The sequence below is a fragment of the Verminephrobacter eiseniae EF01-2 genome, assembly GCF_000015565.1.
Lineage (GTDB): Bacteria > Pseudomonadota > Gammaproteobacteria > Burkholderiales > Burkholderiaceae_C > Acidovorax > Acidovorax eiseniae.
The window spans coordinates 4905881-4922845 of sequence record NC_008786.1; the positions used below are offsets into that span (position 1 = coordinate 4905881).

The 16965-nt window shown below is 68.1% G+C and carries 15 protein-coding genes; 6 read left to right on the forward strand and 9 right to left on the reverse strand.

Annotated elements, in window-relative coordinates:
• Positions 1-108: 108 nt before the first annotated feature.
• Positions 109-4041, reverse strand: a complete 3933-nt coding sequence (gene putA, locus VEIS_RS21495; protein ID WP_011812130.1) for a trifunctional transcriptional regulator/proline dehydrogenase/L-glutamate gamma-semialdehyde dehydrogenase — start codon at positions 4039-4041, stop codon at positions 109-111.
• A gap of 96 nt (positions 4042-4137) precedes the next feature.
• Here putA and VEIS_RS21500 point away from each other — a divergent pair, with 96 nt between their 5' ends.
• Positions 4138-4611 carry an Lrp/AsnC ligand binding domain-containing protein gene (locus tag VEIS_RS21500; RefSeq protein WP_011812131.1) on the forward strand — a complete coding sequence of 158 codons (474 nt, stop codon included), beginning with the start codon at positions 4138-4140 and terminating at the stop codon, positions 4609-4611.
• A 111-nt stretch (positions 4612-4722) separates the two neighbouring features.
• A complete protein-coding gene (locus VEIS_RS27110; protein WP_157048456.1) occupies positions 4723-4875 on the forward strand; it encodes a hypothetical protein in 153 nt (50 codons plus the stop codon).
• Between the two features lie 335 nt (positions 4876-5210).
• Here VEIS_RS27110 and VEIS_RS21505 read toward each other — a convergent pair whose 3' ends face one another.
• From VEIS_RS21505 to metE, 4 genes are all read right to left on the reverse strand, one after another.
• Positions 5211-6464: an MFS transporter gene (locus tag VEIS_RS21505; protein ID WP_011812133.1), complete on the reverse strand. Its 1254-nt coding sequence runs from the start codon at positions 6462-6464 to the stop codon at positions 5211-5213.
• On the reverse strand, positions 6457-6714 hold the full coding sequence (locus VEIS_RS21510; protein ID WP_049773992.1) for a tautomerase family protein: 258 nt from the start codon (positions 6712-6714) through the stop codon (positions 6457-6459). Before VEIS_RS21510 ends, VEIS_RS21505 begins: the two co-directional genes overlap by 8 nt.
• Positions 6715-6808: 94 nt before the next feature.
• Positions 6809-7585: an exodeoxyribonuclease III gene (locus tag VEIS_RS21515; RefSeq protein ID WP_011812134.1), complete on the reverse strand. Its 777-nt coding sequence runs from the start codon at positions 7583-7585 to the stop codon at positions 6809-6811.
• Between the two features lie 170 nt (positions 7586-7755).
• Positions 7756-10125, reverse strand: a complete 2370-nt coding sequence (gene metE / locus VEIS_RS21520) for a 5-methyltetrahydropteroyltriglutamate--homocysteine S-methyltransferase (RefSeq protein WP_011812135.1) — start codon at positions 10123-10125, stop codon at positions 7756-7758.
• A 70-nt stretch (positions 10126-10195) separates the two neighbouring features.
• On the opposite strand from metE, the gene VEIS_RS21525 reads away from it, so the two are divergent.
• Entirely contained in the window at positions 10196-11131 is a 936-nt protein-coding gene (locus VEIS_RS21525) for a LysR family transcriptional regulator (protein ID WP_011812136.1), read from the forward strand.
• Between the two features lie 28 nt (positions 11132-11159).
• Here the strand turns inward: VEIS_RS21525 and VEIS_RS21530 are convergent, their stop codons facing one another.
• Positions 11160-12650, reverse strand: a complete 1491-nt coding sequence (locus VEIS_RS21530; RefSeq protein ID WP_083758691.1) for a short-chain fatty acyl-CoA regulator family protein — start codon at positions 12648-12650, stop codon at positions 11160-11162.
• 217 nt (positions 12651-12867) lie between these two features.
• Between VEIS_RS21530 and VEIS_RS29975 the strand changes: the two genes are divergently transcribed.
• Genes VEIS_RS29975 through prpC form a run of 3 tightly spaced genes read left to right on the forward strand, consistent with a single transcriptional unit; the run spans position 12868 to position 14407 of the window.
• Positions 12868-13014: a hypothetical protein gene (locus tag VEIS_RS29975; RefSeq protein WP_198137911.1), complete on the forward strand. Its 147-nt coding sequence runs from the start codon at positions 12868-12870 to the stop codon at positions 13012-13014.
• Between the two features lie 5 nt (positions 13015-13019).
• Positions 13020-13256, forward strand: a complete 237-nt coding sequence (locus tag VEIS_RS29980; RefSeq protein ID WP_198137912.1) for a hypothetical protein — start codon at positions 13020-13022, stop codon at positions 13254-13256.
• A complete protein-coding gene (gene prpC / locus VEIS_RS21540) occupies positions 13253-14407 on the forward strand; it encodes a bifunctional 2-methylcitrate synthase/citrate synthase (protein WP_011812138.1) in 1155 nt (384 codons plus the stop codon). The genes VEIS_RS29980 and prpC overlap by 4 nt, the downstream gene beginning before the upstream one ends.
• A gap of 188 nt (positions 14408-14595) precedes the next feature.
• Here the strand turns inward: prpC and hisG are convergent, their stop codons facing one another.
• The 3 genes from hisG to VEIS_RS21555 all read right to left on the reverse strand — a co-directional run bounded on the left by hisG (position 14596) and on the right by VEIS_RS21555 (position 16953).
• Positions 14596-15285, reverse strand: a complete 690-nt coding sequence (gene hisG, locus VEIS_RS21545) for an ATP phosphoribosyltransferase (RefSeq protein WP_041950262.1) — start codon at positions 15283-15285, stop codon at positions 14596-14598.
• A gap of 65 nt (positions 15286-15350) precedes the next feature.
• Entirely contained in the window at positions 15351-16625 is a 1275-nt protein-coding gene (gene murA / locus VEIS_RS21550; RefSeq protein ID WP_011812140.1) for a UDP-N-acetylglucosamine 1-carboxyvinyltransferase, read from the reverse strand.
• Between the two features lie 79 nt (positions 16626-16704).
• Entirely contained in the window at positions 16705-16953 is a 249-nt protein-coding gene (locus tag VEIS_RS21555; protein WP_011812141.1) for a BolA family protein, read from the reverse strand.
• Positions 16954-16965: the final 12 nt, after the last annotated feature.

Consider the following 16965-nt stretch of genomic DNA (forward strand, 5'->3'; position numbering starts at 1 on the left):
GGCAGCACAGATGCACGGCGAGCGGTGCCGACGAAGTGCACGGATGGTTCAGCAATGGAATGAGCGCCCTGGCGGGCCTGCGGGCGCGTTGCATCGATGGGCCTCGCCTCAACCCATCGTCATCAGGCTGGCGTTGCCGCCTGCGGCTGCGGTGTTCACGCTCACCGAGCGTTCGAGCAGCAGGCGCTCCAGCGGCACATCGGTGGCGCCCGCAGGCAGCGCCGTCAGGCCCACGATGGGGCCGGAGCGCCGGGCCAGGGCTGCGCACACAGCGCGCAGCGCTGTTTCAGATTCTGCGCGCAACGATGCTTCAGATTCCGCGTGCGGCGCTGTCCCGGCCCCCGCGACCGCAGCCACGCCGCCATGGTGCAGCACGGCGGACAGTTCGATGCTGTCGTCCTCCAGCGCCTCGTCCACCCATTGGATGCGCGCCTGCACCTGCGCGGGCAAGGAACCATGGATGCTGCGCTGCTGGCTGCCTGGCCACAGCGCCATGCCCCCGGTGGCCAGCACGGCGGCGGTTTGTGTCAGCAAATCCTCGTCGGTCGGGGCCAGGCACAGCACATGGCGGCGCGGCACCAGGGTGTAGAGGTTGCGCTCACCGGTGGGGCCGGGCAGGGTGCGGGTGCTGCCGCTTGGGGTTTGCTCTGCGAAGCGGCGGCAACTGTCGGCCAGCGTGTCGCGGCCTTGCGCCTGCGCCCAGCGCTCCAACTGGCGCAGCGGCGCCAGCAGCCGCTGGCGGGCGCTGTCGGCGCTCGCGCCGTGGTCGGCCGGGCCGAGTATCCGGGCCGGCGCCTGAACCGGGTGCTGCGCCAGCAGCCGCAGCAGGTACAGCGGCCCGCCGGCCTTGGGGCCGGTGCCGGACAGGCCTTCGCCGCCAAAGGGCTGCACGCCGACCACGGCGCCGACCATGTTGCGGTTCACGTAGATGTTGCCGGCATGGCTGCGTTCGAGCACGCGCGCCATGGTCTCGTCGATGCGGCTGTGCAGGCCCAGGGTCAGGCCATAGCCGGTGGCGTTGATTTGGTCGAGCAGTTGCTCCAGGTCTTGGCGCGCGTAGCGCAGCAGGTGCAGCACCGGGCCGAAGACCTCCGCCTGCAACTGGCCGATGTGGTTTATCTCGATCAGCGTGGGCGGCACGAAGTGGCCATGGGTGGTGTCGTTGGCCGGGCTGCGGCCGGGCTGGAACACGCGCTGGCCCTTGGCCCGCAGTGCCTGAATGTGCGCCAGGATGCCGGCCCGGGCTTGCGCGTCGATCACCGGGCCCATATCCACCTGCAATGCGCCGGGGTTGCCGATGCACAGTTCGTCCATCGCGCCTTGCAGCATCGTCAGCACGCGGTCGGCGACCTCTTGCTGCACGCACAGCACGCGCAGCGCCGAGCAGCGCTGGCCGGCGCTGTCGAAGGCCGAGACCAGCACATCGCCGACCACCTGCTCGACCAGGGCCGACGAGTCGACGATCATCGCGTTCTGCCCGCCGGTCTCGGCAATCAGCGTCACCGGGCGGCCTGTGGCATCGAGCCGCCCGGCCAACTGGCGTTGCAGTGTGCGCGCCACCTCGGTGGAGCCGGTGAACATCACGCCCTGCACGCGCGCGTCGGCCACCAGGCGGGCGCCTACGGTGTCGCCCGGGCCGGGCAGTAGCTGCACCGCGCCGCGTGGTATGCCGGCCTGCCACAGAATGCGCACGGCTTCGGCGGCGATCAGCGGCGTCTGTTCGGCAGGCTTGGCCAGCACCGGGTTGCCTGCGGCCAGCGCGGCGGCCACCTGGCCGGTGAAGATGGCCAGCGGGAAGTTCCAGGGGCTGATGCAGACCACCGGGCCGAGCGGCAGGTGCGTGGCGTCGTCGAACCAGGCCTCGACCTGCGCTGCGTAGTAGCGCAGAAAGTCCACGGCCTCGCGCACTTCGGCGATGGCGCTGTGGCAACTTTTGCCGGCCTCGCGCACCAGCAGACCGAGCAGCAGCGGCATGCGCTGCTGCAACAGATCGGCGGCACACCGCAGCCGGGCGGCGCGCTCGGCCGCTGGCGTGGCCGCCCAGGCGGCTGCGGCCTGCTGCGCGCAGTGCAGGGCCTGCCCGGTCGCGGCGGCGCTGGCCTCTTGCACCTGGCCGACCACATCGCGCTGGTCGGCGGGGTTGCGCACGCTGGCACCTGCCGGCGCCAGCGGCGCGGTCGCGCTGGACGGCGTTGCCGGCGCAGATGCACCGCCGTGGGACACGGGCGCGGTCGCGCCGCAGGGGGTCACGGCTGCGGCCGTGGGGTCTGCGGGGTCCGTGGCCAGCATCGGAGCGGCGCTCCATGTCTGGCTGGCGCTGGCTTGCAGCGCGCTGGCCAATCGGGCCAGGGTGTTTTCGTCGGCCAGATCCAGCCCGAGCGAATTGGCGCGCTGCGCGCCGTACAGGTCTTGCGGCAGCACGATGCGGGGGTGGGGCAGGCCGGCCATGCCTTGCTCGCGGGCGGCCTGCTCGACCCGCTGCACGGGGCTGCGCACCAGGTCTTCGAGGGCTATGCCCTGGTCGGCAATGCGGTTCACGAACGAGGTGTTGGCGCCGTTTTCCAGCAGGCGGCGCACCAAGTAGGCGAGCAGTGTTTCATGGGTGCCGACCGGGGCGTAGATGCGGCACGGGCGGCCCAGCTTGCCGGCCGCGACGGGGCCTACCACTTGCTCGTACAAAGGCTCGCCCATGCCGTGCAGGCATTGGAATTCGTACTGCGCCGCGCCGTCATCCCTGCCGTCACCGGCGCCGTGGCCTGCCAACTGGTAGATGCTGGCCAGGGTTTCGGCGTTGTGCGTGGCGTACTGGGGGTAGATGGCTTCGGGCGCGGCCAGCAGTTGGCGTGCGCAGGCGAGGTACGAGATGTCGGTGTGCACCTTGCGCGTGTAGACCGGGTAGTCCGCCAGCCCATCGACCTGGGCGCGCTTGATCTCGCTGTCCCAGTAAGCGCCTTTGACCAGCCGCACCATCAGGCGCCGCTGCGTGCGGCGGGCCAGCGCGATCAGCCAATCGATGACGAACGGGCAGCGCTTTTGGTAGGCCTGGACGACAAAGCCGATGCCGTTCCAGCCGGCCAGCGCGGGTTCGCCGCACAGGCGCTCCAGCAGGTCGAGCGAAAGCTCCAGCCGGTCGGCCTCTTCGGCGTCGATGTTCAGGCCGATGTCGTAGTCGCGGGCCAGCATGCCCAGGCGCAGCACCAGCGGGTAGAGCTCGTCCATCACGCGGCCCCACTGCGCGCGGCTGTAGCGCGGGTGCAGCGCCGAGAGCTTGATCGAGATGCCCGGGCCTTCGTAGATGCCGCGCCCGTTGGAGGCTTTGCCGATGGCGTGGATGGCCTGCTCATACAGGGCGTAGTAGCGCCGGGCGTCGGCGGCGGTCAGCGCGGCCTCGCCCAGCATGTCAAAGGAATGGCGAAAGCCCCGGGCCTGCAGCGCGCGGGCCTGGTGCAGGGCCGCGTCGATGGTTTCGCCGCAGACGAACTGCTCGCCCAACATGCGCATGGCCATGTCCACGCCCTTGTGGATCAGCGGCTCGCCGCCCTTGGCGATCAGCCGGCCCAGCGCCGCGCCCAGACTGTCTTCGCTGTGCATGGCCACCAGCCGGCCGGTGATCAGCAAACCCCAGGTGGCGGCGTTGACGAACAACGACGGGCTTTGGCCCAGATGCGCATCCCATTGGCCGCGGCTGATCTTGTCGCGGATCAGCGCCGCGCGCGTGGCCCGGTCGGGAATGCGCAGCAGCGCCTCGGCCAGACACATCAGCGCCACCCCCTCCTGCGAAGACAGCGCAAACTCCTGTAGCAGCCCCGGCACGATGCCCGCGCGGCCCGTGGCATTGTTGCGCTGGCGCAGCGTGCCCGCCATGCGCAGCGCCAACTGCCCGGCCGCTGCCGCCTGCTCCGGGGGCAGGCGGGCCTGGGCCAGCAGCGGGGCCAGGGCCTCGGGTTCCGCAAGCCGGCAGGCGGCGGTGATGGCCGCGCGCAGCGGGCAGTCCGGCGCTGTGCGCGGGGCGAAAGCGGTCGAAGGCAAAGCAGGCGGCATGGCGGTCTTTCGGTAAGCCCGATGCGATGATCCCTGGACTTGCGCCGAATGAATGGCTGAAAATCACCGGCCGCATAGAGAAATTCACCAGTTTCGATGAGCAAACCCACCGACCTGGACCGGATCGACCGCAAGATCCTGTCCATCCTGCAAGAAGACGGCCGCATCGCCAACCTCAAGCTGGCCGAGGCCGTGGCCCTGTCGCCCACGGCCGTGCTGGCGCGCGTGCAGCGCCTGGCGCGCGCGGGCATCATCGAAGGCTATTCAGCGCGGCTGAACCCCTCGATGCTGGGCGCGGGCATGCTGGTGTTCGTCGAGGTGCTGCTGGACCGCACCACGCCGAATGTGTTCGAGCAGTTCAAAGCCGCCGTGCAGGTGCACCCCGAGATCATGGAATGCCACATGGTGGCGGGCGGGTTCGACTACCTGCTCAAGACCCGCTCTGCCGACATGAACGCCTACCGCCTGTTCGCCGGCGCGGTGCTCTGGCAACTGCCGGGTGTGCGCGAGACGCGCACTTATGCGGTGATGGAAGAGGTCAAGCACAGCAGCCATTTGCCGCTGCGCTGAGGGGTCGGGGAGACTGAGCGGCCGATCGGCGCCCCAGTCGGCGCAGTGCTCCCCGATCGAGGCGACGACCTGCGCCAGCACATCGCCTGATGTTCGCCGACGCCCGCCCTGGTGTCGCGTCACCGATCATCTGTCGGTCCGCGCTGGCCATCGAAGCGCATCGCGGCGTTGCATCGCTTGCCAATACAGCTCGGTATGGGCTGCGCGATGCGCCTTGCGCTGCGCTCCGATGGCTGCGCGCAGCCTACGACATCTGATCGGTGACACGACACTAGCCTCTTGCTCGGCAAGCCCTGAACCCCCTCCTCCCGCATGCGCCGCTTCAGCCGCTCGATCGGCCGAACTCCTATCCCCGACCTTCCAGCAGCGCTCGACGGTTCCGACTGACCCTCTGTCACCTGCGCCATCGCCTGACTGCGCGGCACTTTCTTATCTGGTGGGTCACCCCGTGGGGCCGCATGGACTCCATCCCGGGGTGCGCCGACATGTTGGTTGAGGGTACGACGATTCCGACCTTCATTCGGACAGGGCAATGCCTGGGCGAGAAAGCGTGCCGTAGACAGAAATCTTTGATCTCTTTGCTCTTTGTGACGCCGGACTCATTTCAGATTCCCTGAATCGAATGGGTGCGTTCCGTCCGCCAAAGCCATTTGCACTGCGCGTCTACCGGGCCGAAAACTGCGCGCTCGTGCCTGCAAGACGGCGAAGAAGCCGACAAACGCCAGCGCGGCAAGCACCCAGGGGAGCGCTCGAGGTCCTGCGCTTTCCAGCAGCACACCGCCAACGAAGCCGCCGCCTGCCACCGCCAGGTTCCACACGGTGACCAGCATCGATTGTGCTACGTCGGCACCGTCGCCCGCCACATCGCCTACCGCCGTTTGCAGCAAGGTAGACGCGCCACCGAGTGTCATTCCCCACATGGCGACTGCGACAAACACGAGCGGTGCGCTTGCATCGGATGTCCCTAGCGCAATGCCCGATGCGACGAAGGCGGCCATGCTGAGCAAGACCAGAGCGCGTAGATAGCGGTCGATGAACATCCCGATGAGCCAAATTCCAAGCATGGCCGAGATGCCAAACACCAGAAGCACGATGTCGACACGATCGCCCATTGCGACGCTGGCAAGGAACGGGGCGATGTAGGTGTACAGAACATTGTGCGCCAGCACCCATGCGAGAATCGTAAACAGGATCGGACGCAATCCCGGCGTCACAAAGATTGCCCGCACGGATTGGCGCTGCTGGGCAGATTGCCCAGGGTAGTTCGGCACCACCGCCACGACCCACACCATCAGCAACAGTGCCAGCCCCGATATGATCCCGAAGATGAACCGCCACTGCATCACGGTCCCGAGCCAAGTGCCCAAAGGCACGCCGAGGCAGAGCGCCAAGGGTGGCCCGACCATCGCGACGGCAAGTGCACGTCCTTGCAAGCTGTGCTTGACCATGCGACGCGCATAACTTGCCAGCAGACCCCAGGCCAGGCCTGCTGCGATACCTGCGACGAAACGTGCGGCCAGCGTCAAGACGTAGTGATCGGACAACGCCGTCACCGTATTGAAAACGAAGAAGCCGCCAATGGCCAGCAGCAGCAGCGACCTTCGCGACCACCCGCGAGTCGCCACCATGAGGGGAATCGCCGCAACCACAGCCCCCAATGCGTAGAGCGTCACCAATTGGCCGGCGAGTGCCTCCGACACTCCCATCCCACGACTGATCTCTGGCAGTAGTCCGGCCGGCATGTTTTCGGTAAGTACCGCGATGAAGCCGGTCATCGCGAGGGCCAACAGGCCCCCCATTGGAAGCCGGTCGGCGGCAGCGCTTGGCGCGGCGGCTGTACAGGTCTCACGCATGATCGCGGCCTTCCTGATTCAAGGTGTCGTAGTCCGGAATTTCGCAGAGCAGTTGCCTGCGGCCATCGATCTCCGGGCGATGGACTCGCTCATCCCGGACGTCCGGGGACACCGCTTCGAGTGCGATGGAGATGGCGCCCTCGCTGCATCCGAACGCTTGTTGCACGGCATCGGTGATGGTGCGTGTCGATGTGACCTTACCTGGTTCGCTCGATGGCAAGGGAAAATGCTTGATATTCACATGTGGCATGGTGATTTTCCCAGGGAAAGGGTTTCTCGGGTGCCAGCCAGAGGTCATGAACACCGCAGCATGGACCGTGATTTACCGGCGGCGCACCCGGCCATCAGCCCACCGTGAGCACCACCGGCGCGTGGTCGCTCGGTTGCGGGTTTTTGCGCGGGGCGCGGTCGATCATGCAGGCGCTCACGGCCGGGCGTAGCGCTGCGCTGACCAGGATGTGGTCGATGCGCAGCCCCCGGTTTTTCTGAAATCCCAACATGCGGTAGTCCCACCAGGAGTAGCTTTTTCCCGGCTGCTCGAACATGCGGAACGCGTCCGCCAGCCCCAGCGCCAGCAGCGCCTGGAAATGCGCGCGCTCTGCGCTGGTGTGGTGGATGGTTTCGCGCAGGCCCTCGGGGTCGTAGGAGTCGCGGTCTTGCGGCGCGACATTGAAGTCGCCTGCCAGCACCAGGCGCGGGTGCGCGGCCAGTTCGGCGCGCACCATGTCTTGCAGCGCTTGCAGCCAGCGCAGTTTGTAGGCGAATTTTTCCGAGCCTGGCTCCTGCCCGTTCACGAAATAGCCGTTGAGCAGGCGCAATGGCCCCAGGGGGCTGTCCAGCGTGGCGGCGATGACGCGGGCCTGCTCGTCGCCGAAGTCCGGGATGTTGCGCACCACTGCGTTCAGCCGGTGGCGGCTCAGGATGGCGACGCCGTTGTAGGTTTTCTGGCCCAGCGCAACCGCGTCGTAGCCGGCCGCTTGCAGCGCCGCGTGCGGAAATTTGTCGTCGCTGAGCTTGAGCTCCTGCAAGCACAGCGCGTCCACCGGGTTGGCGGCCAGCCAGGCCAGCACCTGGGGCAGGCGCACGGACAGGGAGTTGACATTCCAGGTGGCGATTTTCATGACGGGCCTGACGGTTCGGGTGGCGTTGATTGCCGGTTGCAGATGCGGCCCCCGGCAGGGACTTCCGGGGCCTGCACCGGCCAGCCCGACACATGCAGGCCGCATTTTGCCGGTTCCATCCCGATGGTCGCTGGCCCGAATGACCCGCTGCCCGGCCAGGCTCGACAGGCTCAGCCGGTTCGACCGTCTCCACGTCGGTCCGCCGGCTCCTTGGGCGCCGTTTCGGCACGCAGGATGCGGGCCGCCGCGACCATGTGCGCCAACGCCGCCTCGGTCTCCGGCCAGGTGCGGGTTTTCAGTCCGCAGTCAGGGTTGATCCAGAGGTTCCGAACCGGTATTGCCGCAGCCGCCTTGCGCATCAGCCGCAGCATCTCGTCGGTGCCGGGCACGCGCGGCGAATGGATGTCGTAGACGCCCGGCCCGATCTCGTTGGGGTATTTGAAATCCCCGAAGCCGCGCAGCAGTTCCATGTCCGAGCGGCTGGTTTCGATGGTGATCACGTCGGCATCCAGCGCGGCGATCTCGGGCAGGATGTCGTTGAACTCGCAGTAGCACATGTGCGTGTGAATCTGCGTCTGGTCGCCGACCCCGCTGGCGCTGATCCGGAAGGCGCGGGCCGCTCCGGCCAGGTAGGTCTTCCAGCCCGAGCGGCGCAGCGGCAGGCCCTCGCGCAGGGCCGGCTCGTCGATCTGGATGATGCCGATGCCGGCCGCTTCCAGGTCCAGCACCTCGTCGCGCATGGCCCAGGCAATCTGCTCTGCCGTCACGCTGCGCGGCTGGTCGTCGCGCACGAAGGACCATTGGAGAAGGGTGTTCGGGCCGGTCAACATGCCCTTCATCGGCCGTTGGGTCAGGCTTTGGGCGTAGCTCGTCCATTCGAGCGTCATCGGCGCCGGCCGCGCCACGTCGCCGTAGATCACCGGCGGCTTGACGCAGCGTGAGCCGTAAGACTGAACCCAGCCGTTGGCCGTGAACGCGAAGCCATCGAGTTGCTCGCCGAAGTACTCGACCATGTCGTTGCGCTCGGCTTCGCCGTGCACCAATACGTCGATGCCCAGTTCTTCCTGCTTGCGAACGGCCAAGGCGATGGCCGCGCGCATCTTCGCGCGGTAGCTGCCGATGTCCAGGTCGCCGCGTTTGAAGGCCGCGCGCGCGGCACGGATGTCAGCGGTTTGCGGGAAGGAGCCGATGGTGGTGGTGGGCAGCGCCGGCAGCGCATGGCGGGCGCGCTGCACGGCTTGCCGCCGGGCAAAGGGCGATCTGCGCTGGTCATCGCCGCGCGCCGTCCGGGCCACGCGCAGGGCCACATCCGCGCGGTTCACCCGGGGGCTGGCCCGGCGCGCTGCCAGCGCGGCGCGGGCGGCCCGCAGTTCGGCCTGCACCGACGCGGCGCCGGTGTCCAGGGCCGCGCGCAGCACGCGCAGTTCGTCGAGTTTTTCGCTGGCGCAGGCGAGCCAGGACTTGATCTCGGCGTCCAACTGCGGCTCTGCGTCCAGGCTCGATGGCACATGCAGCAGCGAGCACGACGGCGCTATCCAGAGTTCGCCCTGGTGTTTGTCGCGCACCGTCCGCAGGCGCTCGAGCGCCGCGTCCAGGTCGTTGCGCCAGATGTTGCGGCCATCGACGATGCCGACGGACAGCACTTTGTGCGCCGGCAACCAATCGACGACGCCCGGTAGTTCCTCCGGGGCGCGCACCGCATCGACATGCAGTCCGGCGACGGGCAATTGGCACGCCATGCGCAGGTTTTCGGCGAGCGGCGAAAAGTAGGTTGCCAGCATCAACCGGGGTGCGCTGCGGGCCAGTTGCCAGTAGGCGCGCTCGAACGCATGGCGCCAGACATCGGGCAGATCCAGGCCCAGCACCGGCTCGTCCATCTGCACCCAGGCCACGCCCTGCGCCTTCAGACGGGCCAGCACCTGCCCATACACGGGCAGCAGCGCTTCGAGCCGCGTGAACCGGTCCCGGCCGGCCTGCTTTTCCTTGCCCAGCCAGAGGAAGCTCAGCGGCCCGAGCAACACGGCCTTGACCGGGTGGCCCAGGGCCAGGGCCTGCGCCACTTCATCGAACAGGCGCGTGGAGTTCAGGTGAAACTGCGTCGCCGCGTCGAACTCGGGGACGAGATAGTGGTAGTTGGTGTCGAACCACTTGGTCATTTCGAGGGCGCGCGTGCCTTCGGCGCCGTGCACGCGATGGGCGCCATGGGCGCCATGGGCCTGGCCGGCCTGTGCCGCAACGCCGCGCGCCATCGTGAAATACCGCGACAGTTCCGCCGCGCCGGCCTCGAACCCGAAGCGCGCAGGCTCGCAGCCCAGAAGCTGTATGTGGTTGGCCACATGGTCGTAGTAGGCAAAGTCGCCCACCGTCACGAAGTCCAGGCCCGCCGCGCGCTGGGCCTGCCAATGGCGCGCGCGCAGGTCTGCGCCCGTGGCCTCCAGCGCAGACGCATCGATCTCGCCGCGCCAGTGTTTTTCAAGAGCGAACTTGAGTTCGCGCCGCGCGCCGATGCGCGGAAAGCCAAGGATATGTGTGCAGGTCATTGCCCGATGATCCCGGCTGCCCTGTTATTATTCAAACGAAATATTTTGCCTTTCAACTTGAATAGTATTCATGGTTTTATCGGTACTGGAAATGCGCCATCTGCGCACGCTGGCCGCTTTGCGCGCCACGGGAAGCCTGGTGCGCGCGGCGCAACTGCTCAACCTCACGCAATCGGCGCTATCGCACCAGATCAAGCTGCTGGAAGATCATTTCGGCGCCGCGTTGTTCGAGCGCAAGTCCGTGCCGCCGCAGTTCAGCCATGCGGGCCTGCGCCTGCTCGAACTGGCCGACGCTGCGCTGCCCCTGGTCGAGGCTGCCGAGCGCGACCTGGCGCGGCTGTCCTCGGGCAAGTCGGGGCAGTTGCGCATCGTCGTCGAATGCCACACCTGCTTTGACTGGCTGATGCCGGCGATGGATGCTTTTCGCCAGCGCTGGCCCGAGGTCGAACTGGACATCGTCTCGGGCTTTCATGCCGACCCGATTGCGCTGGTGCTGCAAGGCCGTGCCGAGGTCGCGATCGTCTCCGAACGGGACCCGGCCGAGACGGTGGACTACCACGCGCTGTTTCGCTTCGAGATCGTGGCGCTGCTGGCCAACGGCCATGCGCTGACCAGGCACAGCCACCTCGCGGCAGAGCACTTTGCCGATCAGACCCTGATCACCTACCCGGTGCCTGACGAAATGCTGGACATCGTGCGCCAGGTGTTGCAGCCTGCGGGCGTGCAGCCGGCACAGCGGCGCACCACCGAACTGACCATTGCGATGCTGCAACTGGTGGCCAGCGGACGCGGCATTGCCGCGCTGCCGCTGTGGGCGGTTCAAGGCTATCTGGAGCGCGGCTATGTCAGCGCCAGACCGATAAGGACCACGGGCAGCGCAAGGCTTACCGGCGAGTTGCACCTGGCCTGCAGCGCCGCCACATCAGGCCAGAGCTGGCTGGCGGACTTTGTGCACAGCACCCGGCACAGCTGCTTTACCAGCCTGCCGGAGATCGAATTGCTGTAGTGGCGCCAGCGCGGTTTTTCATGCCGGGTCACGGGCCATTGGCGCCACTCGGGCCACTCGGGCCATTGGCGCTACTTACGCCATTGGCGCCACTCCCCGCCCGGTTCTGCACCGGGTAGGGCGTCAGCGTCCGCCGGTTCTCATCGATGTCGATCTGCCGGCCGATGAACGGAAAGGCCCGCTGCGGGCAGGCCTCGCGTTCACAGACCTTGCAGCCCATGCCGATCGGCGTGGGCACCTGCGGGTCCTTCAGGTCCAGGCCCTTGGCGTAGACCAGGCGCGGCGCATGTTGGATATCGCAACCCAGGCCGATGGCAAAGGTCTTGCCCGGTTGGCCGTAGCCTTCTTGCGCGCTCGACACGCTGCGCGCCACCCACAGGTAGGCGCGGCCATCGGGCATGCGCGCCAACTGGGTCAGGATGCGGCCCGGCTGTGCGAAAGCCTCGTAGACGTTCCACAGCGGACAGGTGCCGCCCGCCCTGGAAAAGTGGAAATGCGTGGCCGACTGGCGCTTGGAGATATTGCCGGCACGGTCCACCCGGACGAAAAAAAACGGCACGGCGCGCGCTGACGGGCGCTGCAAGGTGCTCAGGCGGTGGCACACGGTCTCAAAGCCGACCCCGAAGCGCCGGCCCAGCCGATCGATGTCGTAGCGCCACGCCTCGGCCGCCTCCAGAAAGCGGGTGTACGGCAGCAACAGGGCGCCGGCGAAATAGTTCGCCAGCCCTATGCGCGCCAGCGCGCGCGCCGGCTCGCACGACAGGTCTGCGCTGGCTGAAAGTCGGTGCAGCATGTCGCTCATTTCCAGAAAGGCCAGTTGCGTGGCCATCTGGAAAGCGGCCTGCCCGGCATCCAGGCTGGCCGACAGTTGCAGCAGCCGGCGCTGCGGGTCGTAGCAGCGCTGCACGGTGTCCCCGCTGTCCGGGTCGGTCTGCACCACGCGCACGGCATGGCGCTGCTGCAACCGGCGCTCCAGCCCTTGGGCGACTGATTCGCTGCCGGCCCACTCGGCCGCCATGCGTTCGGCGGCCTCGTCCAGTTCGCCGATATGGTTCTGCCGCGCCGTGAAAAAGTCGCGCACTTCTTCGTAGGGCATCGGCGGGATGCCGGGCAGGCCGCTGCGCTCGTCGCCCAGCCGCAGGGCCATGTCCTCGATCCGCGCCAGCGCTTCGCGCTGGCGCCCATGCATGCGGATCAGGGTGCGGGCCACGGCGGGCATGCCTGCGGCCAGCTCCCTGACCTCGGCCAGCGACACGGTGTCGGGCGCGGCGGCATGTGCCAGCACCTCGCGCAGATCGGATATCAGGCGCGCCTCGTCATCGTCTGAAAACATCTGCACGTCCAGCCCGAACATGCGGTTGATCTTGAGCAAGACCGCGACCGTCAGCGGCCGCTGGTTCTGCTCCAACTGGTTGAGGTAGCTGGGCGACAGTTCCAGCGCATGCGCCAGCGCGGCCTGGTTCATCCCGCGCTCTTCGCGCAGGCGCCGCAAACGAACGCCGATGAAGGTTTTTCTCATCGCGCAGACTGTACAACGGCGCCCTGGCCGCGCCCCAGGCGATTTGCAGGATTTGCAAACTGGCCCCATTGGCCTTGCTTTCATTCGCCAATTCAGTCCTTCCACCGGGCGCTCTTGCTGCGTACATTGCAAAGCATGACGCCACCCACCGCACCGATCGGCCTTTGCCGCGCAGCGCATCCGGCCAGCGCATCCGGCCAGCGCAACGCTGGCGCAGATGCTGGAAGTGATCTTGCCCGACCAGGCCCACCATTACGGCCCGCGGTTCGCGGGCCATGCGCTGAACCTGCTGTCCGAAGCCGCCTTCGTGGCCGCCCGCCGGCATGCGCGTGGGGTGGGGTGGCGTGGCGCGGCGCGGTGGTGATGGCCATGGCCATGGCCGCTCGCAGCCCGGTGCGCAGCCCGGTGCGCCTGGGCGCAGCGCTGGAGCCGACGGCATGCATCGAGCGCTGCGGCCGCAGTTCCATGACGGTGCCGTTCCAGGGCCGGGCCGAGACCCTGGCCAGGGGTGCCACGAGGCAGGCCCTGGACGCCCGTTTCGGGATGCTGGCGCTGGATGCCCACGGGCGGCCCAGGCGCCACACGACTTTCAAGGAGCCACGATGAACGACATGACCCGCGCCGGCGCGAAGCCGAAAAAATCCGTCGCCCTTTCGGGCGTCACCGCCGGCAACACCGCGCTGTGCAGCGTGGGCCGCACCGGCTGCGACCTGCACTACCGCGGCTACGACATCCTGGACATCGCCGAGGTCTGCGAATTCGAGGAGATCGCCCACCTGCTGGTGCACGGCAAGCTGCCCACCGTTGCCGGGTTGCGCACCTACAAAGCCAGGCTCCGGGCCATGCGCGGCGTGCCCGCCAGCGTCAAGTCGGCGCTGGAACAAATCCCTGCCAGCGCGCACCCGATGGACGTGCTGCGCAGCGGCGTGTCGGCGCTGGGCTGCGCGCTGCCGGAAAAGGACGGGCACCACGCGCCGGGCGCGCGCGACATCGCCGACCGGCTGCTGGCCTCGCTCGGCTCCATGCTGCTGTACTGGTACCACTGGTCCACCCAGGGCAGGCGCATCGAGCCGGAGACCGACGACGACTCCATCGGCGCGCATTTCCTGCACCTGCTGCACGGCAGCAAGCCCTGTGCCGCGTGGGAACGCGCGATGCACACCTCGCTGAACCTGTACGCCGAGCACGAGTTCAACGCCTCGACCTTCGCCGCGCGCGTGATCGCCGGCACCGGCAGCGACATGCACTCGGCCATCGTCGGCGCCATCGGCGCACTGCGCGGCCCCAAGCACGGCGGCGCCAACGAGATGGCGTTCGAGATCCAAAAGCGCTACGACGACCCCGATCAGGCCGAGGCCGACATCCGCCGCCGCGTGGCGGCCAAGGAAGTGGTGACCGGCTTCGGCCACCCGGTCTACACCGTCAGCGACCCGCGCAGCGCGGTCATCAAAGGCGTGGCCCGGGCGCTGGCGCAACGGGCCGGCTCGACCAGGATGTTCGACATTGCCGAGCGGCTGGAGTCGGTGATGTGGCAGGCCAGGAAGATGTTCCCCAACCTCGACTGGTTCAGCGCCGTCAGCTACCACATGATGGGCGTGCCGACGGCCATGTTCACGCCCTTGTTCGTGATCGCGCGCACCAGCGGCTGGGCGGCCCACATCATCGAGCAGCGCATCGACGACAAGATCATCCGCCCCGGCGCCCACTACACCGGGCCAGAGAACCTGGCGTTCCTGCCCATCCAGGAGCGCAAGTGAGCCGCCAGGCAGGCCCCGGGCCGGCTCCGTGCACACCGGGCGCCGGCCGATCGCGCGTCGCGGGCCAGGCCCCGGCTGCACACAAAAGCCGGCGGAAAACGACGGCCATGAGCAGCGGCATCGGGCGCTCACCCGCCCTGCCCCGGCGCTTTTTGTGGTGCTTCTTGCAGCGCTTTTTACGGCGCTTTCTACGGCGCTTCTTGCGACGTTGCGGCACGGCTTTGCCCCGCAGTCGCCGCCGTGGTCACGAGTGCCGCAGCGAACGCATCGATGATCTGGCGCAGCGCCGCCTGCCGGAGCTTGAGCGCGGCCTGGTTGACCACCAGGCAGGCGCTGATGTCCATGATGCGCTCGACCTCCAGCAACTGGTTGGCCCGGAGGGTGTTGCCGCTGGAGACCAGATCGACGATGGCATCGGCCAGCCCGGTGAGCGGGGCCAGTTCCATGCTGCCGTAGAGCTTGACCATGTCCACATGCACGCCCTTGCCGGCAAAAAAATCGCGCGCGATGTTGCTGTACTTGGTGGCCAACTTCAGGCGCGCGCCCTGCCGGACGGCCAGCGCGTAGTCAAAGTCCTGGCGCACCGCGACGCTGACGCGGCACCGGGCGATGCCCAGGTCGAGCGGCTGGTACAGGCCCTGGCCGCCATGCTCGATCAACTGGTCCTTGCCCGCCACGCCGATGTCGGCGCCGCCGTATTGCACATAGGTGGGCACATCGGTGGCGCGCACCAGCACCACGCGCACATCGGGCCGGTTGGTGGGCAAGATGAGCTTGCGCGATCGGTCCGGATCGCCCTGCACCTCGATGCCGGCCGCTGCCAGCAGGGGCCGGGTCTCGTCGAAGATGCGGCCCTTGGACAGCGCCAGGGTGATCATGCCGCGCACTGGAACACCTGCGTCTTCGGCTGCGGTAGGAGCGCCCTCGGGCGGCCGGGCGGCTCTCATGCCGGCACTCTTTCGATATCGGCGCCTATGCCGTGCAGTTTCGCCTCCATGCAGTCGTAGCCCCGGTCCAGGTGGTAGATGCGCTCGACCGCCGTCTGGCCCTCGGCCACCAAGCCGGCAATCACCAGGCAGGCCGATGCGCGCAGGTCGGTGGCCATCACCGTGGCGCCGGACAGGCGGGGCTGGCCTTCGATCACCGCCACCTTGCCGTCCACCTGGATCCGGGCGCCCAGGCGCAGCAGTTCATCGACATGCATGAAGCGGTTTTCGAAAATCGTCTCGGTCACCGTGGCCGTGCCTTGGGCGATGCAATCGAGGGCCATGAACTGGGCCTGCATGTCGGTGGGAAAGCCCGGGTATTCGGTGGTGCGAAAGCCCTGGGCCTTGAGCTTGGCGCCGCCCGGGCTTTGCACGCGGATGCCGTCCGCGAGCGCCTGCACATCGGCGCCGGCGGCGCGCAGCTTTTCGATCACCGCGTCCAGGTGGTCGGCGCGGCCATGGCGCAGCAGCACATCGCCGCCGGTGGCCGCCACGGCGCACAAAAAGGTGCCGGCCTCGATACGGTCGGCCACCACGCGGTGGCTGCAGCCGTGCAGCCGGTCCACGCCCTGGATGCGGATGCGGCTGCTGCCGTGGCCTTCGATCTGCGCCCCCATGGCGATCAGCATCTCGGCCAGGTCGGCGATCTCGGGCTCCTGGGCCGCGTTCTCCAGCACCGTCTCGCCCTCGGCCAGCGTGGCGGCCATCAGGAAGTTTTCCGTGCCGGTGACGGTGATCATGTCGGTGGCGATATGGGCGCCCTTCAGGCGCCTGCGGCCTGCGGACAGCCTGGCGATCATGTCGCCATGCTCGACCACGATGTCCGCCCCCATGGCGGTCAGGCCCTTGATATGCTGGTCCACCGGGCGCGAGCCGATCGCGCAGCCACCGGGCAGCGACACCTTGGCCGCGCCCCGGCGCGCCAGCAGCGGGCCCAGGACCAGCACCGAGGCGCGCATGGTCTTGACCAACTCGTAGGGGGCTTCGGGGGTATGGAGCGCGCCGGCATCGATGCGCAGCGGGCCGTCGTCCGAGCGCTCGACCCCCACGCCCATGTGGTGCAGCAGGCGCAGCATGGTGCTCACATCCTGCAACCGGGGCATGTTCAGCAGGGTCACCGGCTCGGCGCTGAGCAGCGCGGCGCACAGTTGCGGCAGGGCCGCGTTCTTGGCGCCGGAAACCGGCACCTCGCCATGCAGGCGGCGCCCGCCACGGATCAGGAGCCGGTCCATGCCGCGCCCCCGCAAACCGGCAGGACTGCGCCGCCGGCGCATGTCCTGCTTGCGCCACCGGCCGGCAACGGGCGGCCGATCATGGCTGCTGCCCCTGGACGGCCCATTCCGCCGGGGTATAGGTTTTCATCGACAGCGCATGCACTTCGTCGGTCTGCATGCTCGTGCCCAGCGTGGCGTAGACGCGCTGGTGGCGCGCGATGGCGCGCAGGCCCTCGAACTCGGGCGAGACGATGCTGGCATACCAGTGGCGGCCATCGCCGGTGAGCGTGATGTGCGTGCAGGCCAAGCCTGCGGCGATGCGCTGGCGCAGTTCTTCAGCGGTCATGGTGGTGGTGGG

Coding starts and splice junctions, on each gene's coding strand:
- VEIS_RS21505 (WP_011812133.1), bottom strand. CDS start 6,464: ATGCGTGAGACCTGTACAGCCGCCGCGCCAAGCGCTGCCGCCGACCGG.
- metE (WP_011812135.1), bottom strand. CDS start 10,125: ATGACCTGCACACATATCCTTGGCTTTCCGCGCATCGGCGCGCGGCGC.
- prpC (WP_011812138.1), top strand. CDS start 13,253: ATGAACGACATGACCCGCGCCGGCGCGAAGCCGAAAAAATCCGTCGCC.
- VEIS_RS29975 (WP_198137911.1), top strand. CDS start 12,868: ATGCTGGAAGTGATCTTGCCCGACCAGGCCCACCATTACGGCCCGCGG.
- hisG (WP_041950262.1), bottom strand. CDS start 15,285: ATGATCACCCTGGCGCTGTCCAAGGGCCGCATCTTCGACGAGACCCGG.
- putA (WP_011812130.1), bottom strand. CDS start 4,041: ATGCCGCCTGCTTTGCCTTCGACCGCTTTCGCCCCGCGCACAGCGCCG.
- VEIS_RS21525 (WP_011812136.1), top strand. CDS start 10,196: ATGGTTTTATCGGTACTGGAAATGCGCCATCTGCGCACGCTGGCCGCT.
- VEIS_RS21555 (WP_011812141.1), bottom strand. CDS start 16,953: ATGACCGCTGAAGAACTGCGCCAGCGCATCGCCGCAGGCTTGGCCTGC.
- murA (WP_011812140.1), bottom strand. CDS start 16,625: ATGGACCGGCTCCTGATCCGTGGCGGGCGCCGCCTGCATGGCGAGGTG.
- VEIS_RS21500 (WP_011812131.1), top strand. CDS start 4,138: ATGAGCAAACCCACCGACCTGGACCGGATCGACCGCAAGATCCTGTCC.
- VEIS_RS21515 (WP_011812134.1), bottom strand. CDS start 7,585: ATGAAAATCGCCACCTGGAATGTCAACTCCCTGTCCGTGCGCCTGCCC.
- VEIS_RS21510 (WP_049773992.1), bottom strand. CDS start 6,714: ATGCCACATGTGAATATCAAGCATTTTCCCTTGCCATCGAGCGAACCA.
- VEIS_RS21530 (WP_083758691.1), bottom strand. CDS start 12,650: ATGAGAAAAACCTTCATCGGCGTTCGTTTGCGGCGCCTGCGCGAAGAG.
- VEIS_RS29980 (WP_198137912.1), top strand. CDS start 13,020: ATGGCCATGGCCGCTCGCAGCCCGGTGCGCAGCCCGGTGCGCCTGGGC.